3 protein-coding genes are annotated in these 9,395 nt (G+C 64.4%); all 3 read right to left on the bottom strand.

Going from position 1 to position 9,395, the window contains the following annotated elements; all coding sequences use genetic code 11:
- Window positions 1-69 precede the first annotated feature (69 nt).
- On the bottom strand, window positions 70-5,193 hold the full coding sequence (locus tag ACFU99_RS21230; protein WP_384394256.1) for a TraM recognition domain-containing protein: 5,124 nt from the start codon (window positions 5,191-5,193) through the stop codon (window positions 70-72).
- 135 nt (window positions 5,194-5,328) lie between these two features.
- A complete protein-coding gene (locus ACFU99_RS21225; RefSeq protein ID WP_384394254.1) occupies window positions 5,329-7,317 on the bottom strand; it encodes a hypothetical protein in 1,989 nt (662 codons plus the stop codon).
- Between the two features lie 217 nt (window positions 7,318-7,534).
- Complete coding sequence (locus ACFU99_RS21220) at window positions 7,535-9,301, bottom strand: AAA family ATPase (protein ID WP_384394252.1); 1,767 nt, start codon at window positions 9,299-9,301, stop codon at window positions 7,535-7,537.
- Window positions 9,302-9,395 lie beyond the last annotated feature (94 nt).

Raw genomic sequence — 9,395 nt, 5'->3', positions numbered from 1 at the left:
GTCTCCCTTAGTCGGGAGACAGCCTCGGCACTGGTCGTGATCCTTGCCCGGTCTTGGGGAGGCCGTCGGCTACTTCGCGTTCATCTCGATGGCCATGGCCCGGTCGAACCGGCCGTCGGCCAGCACCTCCCAGCTCGGCAGTGAGGCCAGGTACCGGTAGAAGGCCGAATGGACCTTCACCGTCGCCAGCGACTTCAGGTCCTCCTCGGTGACGTCCCCCTCTGCGAACACCCGGGAGTCCTCGTCGTTCACGTAGCCGTTGATCCGGCGGACCGCGTGGGTGTACGCGTCCGAGCGGATCTGGCTGATGTACGTCTGGGACCCGTCGGCGCTGCGCAGCTCTCCGTCCCCGCCGACCGAGAAGTGCTCGCGGTCCTGTTCCAACTCGGTCTGTGCCGACTTGTAGGCCTCACCGATCTCGATGTCCAGACTCTTGACTTTTGCCGAGCCGTCGGGGTTGACCAGCATTTCCTTGCTGATCGTCCCCTCTGCGTAGAGCCGGCGCTGCCGTTCGGCACTGACCGCCTGGCTCTCGGCGACCGCAACTCCGACCTCGACGTTCTCAATGAACTGGTCCTCGTCGAACATGCTCATGCCTCCGTACTCGTCGGGGTCGACGACCACCGGGGCATGGGGGTCCTGGCCCTCGTCGACCGTGGTCATCGTGGTGATGACCTCCATGACCTCGTCGGCGTAGACATCCGGGTCCAGGCGCTCGATGTCGACCTCCTGGTAACCGTAGATCTCCTGGTACTGCGCCTTCGCGTCCGCAGCCTTGACCGCCTGCCGCATACGCTTCTCCAGCATCTTCACGAAATCCGGCTGGTTCATCCGCACATCGAAATCCATGGCACTGGACAGGGACGGGACCGTCTGCAGCGAGTAGGTGTGCCCCGGATGCTTGATCGTGCTCCCCAGCAGTCGGAACGACATCGGCAAGATCGTCTGGTTGCGGTTCCAGATCGGCGGGTCGCCGGCCCGGAAGACGATCGAGTTGCGCGGCGCCAGGTATGCCATGTCGTTGTAGCTGATCAGCGGCTCCTCCTTGGTGTTCATCGTGTAGGAGACCCGGCCCTCGGTCTTGCCGCCGATGACCTTGTCGAGATCCTGGCTGATCTGCTTGCTGTCCCTGTACGACCGGTGCGTCACACCGCTCATCTTCTCCAGTGTGTCGATCATCGAGTCGTCCGTGGACTTCAGGAAGACGATGTTCGAGGTGTTGTGCGTCGGGATGAAGTCGTCGGCGAGGTAGAGATGCCGCTCGTCGGCCACCCGGATGCACTGCACCTCCTCGTCTCGCATGTACTCGACGCTGACGACACGATTGAAGCTCCGTGTGCGATCCCTCCAGCGCCCCGCCTTGCGGGTCAGCGCGAACGGGTTGATCTTCGGCGAACGGATGTTCCGCACGCGATAGGCATCCCGAGCCGCCTGGGACCCGCTCCGGTGCGGGGCCGTGGACGTGATGTTCGTCTTGACGTCGATCGACCCGCGGCCACCGAGCGAACGGATCACGGTCTGCACGTTCTCGGCGAGATCACGACTCGCCGCGGCAAACCCCATCTCTCCCTCAGCGCTGATCGTGCCGCCGGCGTCCATCAACCCCCGGAGCAGATCGATGCGCTGCGCGACCGAGCCACGAAGGTAGACCTCGGGAAGCGACATCTCCCACGAACGCTTGCCGGCGATGCCGAGCTCGTACACAAGCCTATGAACTCCGTTGATCCGGTACATGGGACACGGCCCGTCTGCGACAGCCTGCTCGACGATGTCGTACCCCCGACGACGGATCTCGTCCACGATCTCCAGATCGCTGCTGGAGAAGGTCACCGTCCCCTCGCAGGTGATGCACCCGTCACCCAGAACCGCTCCAAGGACGTACGGGTCGATCGGGAGGGCAGCCTCCGGATAGGAGACCGGGTCGATCGCGATCAGGTCGACCGGGCGACCCTTCTCGACGCGCGACTTGAGCTCCTCGGTGCTGATGATCTCGGTGACCCGCTCCATCGTCTTGCCGTCGGCGCCGCCGCCGCGGCGCCGCTTGCCTTTCCCGCCCCTGCCGCAGCGGTACGTGATGCCGGACTTCCAGCGCTCGACTGGCCACAGATGTTCACGGCACGCCTCCACCGAAGAACCGTCGCGCAGTTTCAGCCGGTAGACCGGACGGATCTTGACGGGATATTTCTCGGTCACCGTCGTGACCGTGCCGAACGGGGTCAGCAGCTCATCACCGGGCTGAATCCTTTCCATCGTCGTCCATCCGTCCGGCGTAGCGATCTTGGCGTCGAGCACGAGGCAATTTCCTTGCACGATCTTGTCGACACTCTCGCCGTAGACGTCGCGCAACTGCTGCAGGGTCTGCAGGATGAGCGTGAACTGCTGCTCCTGGCCCAGGCCGATGGAGAGCATCGTCTCGAAGCCGTCGATGCCCTTGCCCTCCGACTGCAAATTGCCGAGCTCGTCGAGCATGTACCGCGTTCGGTAGAGCGGTTTCTGGTTCGACTTCGTCATGTACGCCTGGTCGGCGCTCACGTCGAACAGCTGCTTGACCAGGATCAGGATCAGCTTCGCGTACTTCATCAGGTGCGGCGGCGTCACCAGGAACAGCGCCTTGGGGGATTCCGAGTAGCGTGACAGCGTCTGCGTGATCGCCCGTGCCTGATACGAAACCTTCTCCGGGTTGCCGTCGCCGGAGAAGTCGAGTCGCGTGTCCGGGTAGAGCGTGTCCCCGGACTGGAAGGACAGGATCTTCCCGTATCGGGCGTCGCCCTCACGCACCGGCTTGAGCTCGCGCATCACACCGTTCTTCACGATCTTCTTGCCCGTCACCGGTTCGACCACGTAGTGCCGGCCGTTGAGTGAGACCTGGTAGTTCTTCGTGAAGCTGAAGTAGAAGGTGCGCACCAGCATCTTCGTCTGCGGATTGGCCAGCTCCAGTTTGAGCCAGGCCTCGTCGCGTGGGAACGTGCCCTTGAAGTTGTACCGGGCCCAGCCCTCGCGGCCGACAATCTCCTCGTGCTCGAAGTCCTCACCCAGGTTCTCGGTGAACATCGGGTCCGCGTAGGCCGACCATATGGCCTGCTGTCCGACGAGGTGGTCGCGCTTGACGTAGTTCGGCGCGAAGCGCACACCGAGGCGGCGCGGGAAGCTCAGGCCGGCCAGGTCGGTGTTCTGTGAGGGCTTGCCCGAGGTCAGCGTCGAGATCGTAGGGTCGGTGAAGAACGACATGGCGGTGATCGCGATGCCGTACACCGAGGCCAGCATCTTCTCCGCGCCGGCCATCGAGCGCAGCGCGTTGTGGGCGTTGCCCACCAGCGTGCGCATATTATTGCGGGGCAGCGCCTCGCTCGCATTGAAGTAGAGACTGAGCATGTCCAGGTCGGTCTTGCCCTCCCACATGAAGGCCTGGACCGCCGCCTTCTCCTGCTCCTCGGCCAGTGCGTCCTCGTCGTTCTCGAACTCGCCGGCCTTCACCCGCTTCTCCAGCTCGGCCTCAGGATTCTTGATCTTCTTCGAAGTCATCTGCACGAAGAGCTGGTAGCTGTTGTAGAGCGTGACCTTGCCCCAGAGGTCGTCGAGCTTCTGCTCCAGCAGGGCCGGGTCCATATTCAGCACGGCTGCGGCGCCGCGCAGTTCCCGCTCCTCCTCCAGATAGAAGTCGATGAGTCCGTAGGCCGCGCGCTTGAACGCATTGTTGGCGGCATTGGGCCAGACCGGGTCCTCGCTGCCGTCGAGCGGAAAGAAGATCCCGGCGATGTTCTCCACGTACAGCGCGCACTTGGTGAAGTTGCCTTCACGCGCCGCGTCGGCGGCCAGCCCCAGGAGGTTGATGATGTCGGTCTTCATGGAGTTGACCAGGTTGAACTGCACCGGTTCGAACCCGCGCGTGACCAGAGGAACATAGTTCTTTATCAGCAACTCGCCCTTGGGGTCGTTGATGACCATGTTCGAGGGCTTCTTCTCCCGCGACCACATGTCGATGACCGGCTCGATATACGTCTGGCCCTTACCGCCCCGGGTGATGGCCACCACCATGGTGTTCACCGGCCCGGAATCGACCACATACGCTCCGGCCGGGCGCTGGATCTCGTACGCCGGGAACGTCCAGTCCTTCTCGATCAGGTCCGCGACGGTCTGGTACGTGTCCGACCCGAAGCCGAGCTTGTCCCGGTTCTTGCCGTCAGGGTTGTACGGGATCCGCGTCGTGTCGTACTTCAGACGCAGCGTCTTGTCCTCGGGGAGCCCGGAGGCCTCGAACAGGCTGTCACCGAAGCCTTCGTCGATGATCGGCAGGGTCTGCGCCAGCGGATTGCCCTCGTCGTCGTCCAAGGCCTCGCCGGCGTAGTGGACGAGGTTCCCCTCCTCATCGATGACGTCTTTCTTCGCACGCCGGATGACCTCGACGGTGCCCAGCCCCTTCTTCTTGAGCATCATGTGGCTGAGCATCGAGCTGACCTGCACGCTTGAGTGAGCGCCAGCATCGGGGAACCAGTCGTAGTTCTGCTGGATCTCTTCCGGCAGGGCGATGTGCTGGTCGTTGTGGTATTGGTTGATGTCACTCGTGTTGTTCATCAGGTTCGCTGCGGCGACCTTCCGCGAGAACCACGTGCCGATGATGACGGCGGTCATCAGGCCCGAGCCGAGCGTGAGGAAAAGCTTGAGCCCCGAGGCGTCGGCCAGCTGCGCGCCGACGGTCGTCGCGCTCTTCTCGGGCTCGGCCCGCTTCTCGGCGCCGGGCTTGCCGTTCTTCGCCGCGGTGTACCAGCCGGGGACCGGAACGGCCTCAGGGCTGGGATAGCACGTCGCCGTCACGTCCGGGTCGCCGTCCTCGGTCAAGGGCCGGTAGCACGTCACGACCGAGCCGCCGGCACCCGTGGTGGTGTCCTGGACGTAGTACGCACTCGGTTTGCCGGTGCTGACGGGCACGTCCGAACCCACGGACCCGCCCGCCGAGAGCAACGCCGTGGCGATGAGCGAGTAGAGGACCCAGGCGATGACCGTCACCAGCACACCGGTCATTGCCGCGACGACGATGCCCGGTCTGGTCGACCTCAGGGTCAGGAACTCGCTGCGGTCCAGCTGCTGGTTGTCGTAGACGTCTCGGTTCGTCAGCGTCTCGCCGGACGTCCGTGCTGAGATCTTGTCCCAGCTGCTCGCCTTCGGCCGTGCGGCCTTCCGCCTGTTCGTGACCATCGTGATTCCCTACTTTCGAGCCTCGCTCGTTGTGCTGTCCTGCTGTCCAGTGCGCCTGCCTGCGCAGACGACGACGGCGCACGGGGAACGCGCCCCATGCGCCGTCAGATCCCCCGTCGGTCATGACCGGATCGCTCAACCGACCGAGGCCACCCCGACGATGAAGCCGACGACGCCCATCAGGAGCGAGAGTGTGACGACCATGACGGTGAGGATCTTGCTCGAGCGGCTCTGCATCCCGGAGGCCTGAGCCAGCGCGTTGGCGAAGGACTCGTTGTGGGCCTGCGTCTCCGCCAGGCGCACCTCGTACCGCCTGGCCACTGAATCCTCGGCCGCCGACAGCTGCTGGAGCAGGTCGGTGGCCCGCGTCACCTGGGAGTTGGTCTTCTCCTTCTCCAGGTCGAGGTTGTGCTGCCACTCGGCGTCCCGGGCCGTCATCTGTGTAATGGCGTCCCTGCGGTTGCGTTCGAGCTCGTCCTCCATCTGGCGGATCCGGTCGGCGTGCTCGGAGCGCACCGACTCCAGGAGATCCTGCTGCTCCCGGCGCAGGACGCCGATCTCGTCCGTGGTCCGCAGGTGCTCGGCCAGCGTCTCGGCCTGGGCGATGTCGGCCTTGCGGTGGTCGTCGACGATCCGCTGGATCTCGGACTTCCACCGGTCCAGGCACTCTTCCTCGGCCGCCAGGTACTCCGACTGCCGTTCGGCCAGCACCTCGAAGATCCGTGTCTGCCCGGTCTGCATCTTCAGCGTCGCGTCCGAACGCCGGACCCGCAGGATCTCCTGCTGGTTGTGCGCATGGGTGTCCTCGATGCCCCGCTCGATCTCGGCGGCGGAGTCGGTCTGTTCGCGCTCCATCTTCGGGCGGTTGCGCTCCTTGTACTGCAGTTCCGCCGAGAGCGCCGCCTGCTGAGCCACCTTGGAGGCCTGCGACGCGTAGTCCTTGGCGATCTCCGCCCGGCGGGACCGGATCTTGTCATCCTTCTCCGTCTGCCGCTGCTGGTGCTCGGCCTCGGCGGCGTCTTTGAGCAGCTTGTACCGGGAGCCCGCGCGGTCCGTGGCCACATCGCGGATGACCTGCTCTGCGTGCGCCGACATGAGGTTCACGTAGAGCGCACGGAGCTCATCCTCGTGGGCTGAACGCAGTTGTATCAGGTCCGCGTTGGCCTGCCGGTTGAGCTGGGCGACCTGGTCCCCGAGCCACTCCGTCGCCCCCTCGGGCACAGCGATCTGCACGACCGGTGCGCCGATGGCGAAGACCGTGTTGAACTCATCGAGCTGGACGTCCAGGTCCAGCTCCTCGGAGAGAAACCGGCGGGCGATGACGTTGCGCACCTGGGCCTGATCGGCCAGCAGCACGGTGCCGCCGGCCTCCTGGTAGTCGCCCTCGATGCCATAGCCTTCGTCGGTCTCGTCGAAGCCCTCGTCACCGGCCGCATCGTCGCCGTCGTAGTCCGGCGCCGACTCGACCCGGACGGCGCCTGCGTCCTCGACGCCTGCGGCGTCCTCATCGGGCCTGGGCGCGGCCGCTCCTTCATCCCCGGTGACGACGTCACTGAAGAGCGGCTCGTCGTACAGCCCCTCGTCATCCCCTTCGTCATCGGGGATCTCGTCGAAGATCGCATCGCCTTCGTCCTCCCCGAGGACCACGGGGGCAGTGGTTTTGGCCTCGGCGACCAGGCCGCTGTGCTCTTCCCATGCCTTGTCGCCCACGGCTTCTTCGAGGCTCATGGCGCCTGCAGCGACACGGCGCGCCTGCGCCAAGGTCGCGTCGTTCACCAGATCGACGGACAGGTCGCCGCTGATCTTCTGCCACACGACGGCCCAGGCGTAGGCGGCACCGGTGAGCAGCGAGTATTCCTCCATGCGCGCGAGGGTCTCGTCGGTGGGGATGATGCCGAAGACCTCTTCTTCGAGCATCTCCGCCGTGGCCACCGTGCAGATCTGGTCGGAGCTGATGAGCTCGATGATCGAGCCCTTCGCCTCGTCCCGGCTGTGCCGCTTGCTCAGGCCGCCGATCGATTCGGCGGCGAGCATGAGCATCACCCAGGCCGTACCGCTGGGGAAGGCGAACTGCGTGTTCGACCGCAGCAGCTCGACCGCTCCCGGAATCGCCGTCTCTCTCACCACAGAGGCCAGAAGCTCGTCGGGCTTCCTCTTCCGTTCCTTCTTCCGGCTGGCCACCGACGCTCCCAGAATGCCCATTGATGCGCGATCCCCTCGCTGATAAAACACAGTCCGCCTGATTTATGAGTACCCTATCGATGCTCTATCGTACTGGGCAGTCACAGGGCACGAATGGGCTGTCGACTGATGATTCGGGCTTCCGCTGTCCTCGACCAGCTCATCGCGCCGCACTGACCTCGACGTAGGCGTCGGAACTCAGGAGGTTCTTGTCGTCGCTGATCAGGTCGCCGACGACGTCGATGCGGATCCACCGTTCCGAGAGGTGTTCGTTGAGGAAGGTCGCCACCGCGGTGGTGACCTCGTCGGTGAGCTTCGCCACTGCCGCACGCGCACCGCCGGCGTCAGAGTCGGTGTCGCCCTTGTCCTCGATGAGGTACTGCAGAACCTTCGCGTCGACATCGACGTGTACGTTGTGCTTGACGAACACCTCCTGCACCATCTGGCGCAGCTTCTTCCGCACGATCTTTCGCTGCGTCGGCAACGACAGCGGCTGGAAAGGCACGATCGCGTCGATACGGCCCAGCAGTTCGGGCGGAAACCGGTTGTCGCCCGTCGTCGAGGAGACAGAACGACGGATGAGCTTCTCGTACTCCAGCAGTTGCTTGCCCGACCCGGCGTCGTCCGCCGCGTACTGCGCGATGTCCTTGTAGATCTCCGAGCCGGCGTTCGTCGTCAGCACGATGTAGGTGTTGAGGAAGCTCACCTCGCGGTTGTTGTCGTCGTTGAGCCGGCCGTCGTCGAGCACTTGCAGCAGCACGCGTGTCACCATCGCCGAGGCCTTCTCGACCTCGTCGAAAAGCAACACGGCGTGGGAGAGGTCCCACACGCGTTTGGTGAGCTCGGAACGGAACGCCGCGAACGACGAGTCCTCGGCGTACTCCGTCATGTCGAATCGGATCAGGTGCCGTTGGTCGTCACCGAACAGCAGCCGGGCCAGCTGTTTCGCCAGCTCGGTCTTGCCGACACCGGTGGAGCCCGTGAACAGCAGGCTCGCCATCGGCTTTCCCTTGTCGTTGAGGTCCGCCACCGACAACTGCAGACGACGCGCCACCGCGCCGGTCGCCAGGTCCTGGCTGAACACCGTGGCGTCCAGCTGCTGTTTGATCTTCGCGCCGTCGACCCGGAAGGCGACGTTCACGTTCAGGGACTCCATGAGCACGTCCGAGAGCAGGCCCCGGTCCATCGGCCGGTGCGTCAGGCGATGCCAGCCGACCATGGAGTCGAGCACGAGGATCGACTTGCGCGGCTGGGCGCTGGCCGGCGTGTAGCGCTGGGTGTATTCGTAGATCTGCCGGAAGATGCGGTCGTCGTAGAACTCCTCGGCAACTCCGTACCGTTCGGCCATGTCCTGCAAGATCTTGATGGTCGTCGCCTGGTCCGGCGGGTTGAGGTTGATGCGCTGCAGGCGCTCGACGAGTGGCTGGTTCGGCGAGATGTGCTGGTGGAACTCCTCGTAGGTCGTCGCTGCGATGATCCTGATGCCCCGGGTTCCCGAGGCCGCGAGGACCGGTTTGATCGCCTCCACGGCGGCGGCGGAGAGCTGCATGATCTGGTGGAACTCGTCGATGAAGAGCACCAACTCGTGCTTCTCGTTCTTGACGAAGTCCTCGGCCTCATCGAAGAAGCCCTTGAGTTTTGCGGCCATGTTCCCGGCGTTGCCCGCCTCGGAAATCATGCGCGCCGGATCCACTTCGAGGTAGAGGCGGTCCTTGTCCGCCAGCATCGTGGCCTGGACCAGGGCCGTCTTTCCGCTGCCGGCTTCGGCCAGCAGGAGAGCGTTGCACAGCTCGGGGCGGCTCATCGAGGCCAGCAGCTGCATCGTCTCGTGCTCACGGCCGACGATGTCACGCTCGGCCTTTTTGAGCGGCTCCGAGAGCTTGGACAGGAGCGGGTAGCGCTCGTTGAGCTGCGTCTTGTCGAACATGCCGCGCAAGACCTCTCGACTGGACTGGATATTCAACTGAAAGAGCAGTCGAAATCCTATCATGAGCCGTATTCAATGCTTTATTGAATGGATG

Source organism: Streptomyces sp. NPDC057654 (assembly GCF_042800135.1).
Classification (GTDB): Bacteria; Actinomycetota; Actinomycetes; order Streptomycetales; family Streptomycetaceae; genus Streptomyces.
Note: the sequence above shows the minus strand (reverse complement) of the source record. Positions and strands in the feature narration are given on the sequence as shown.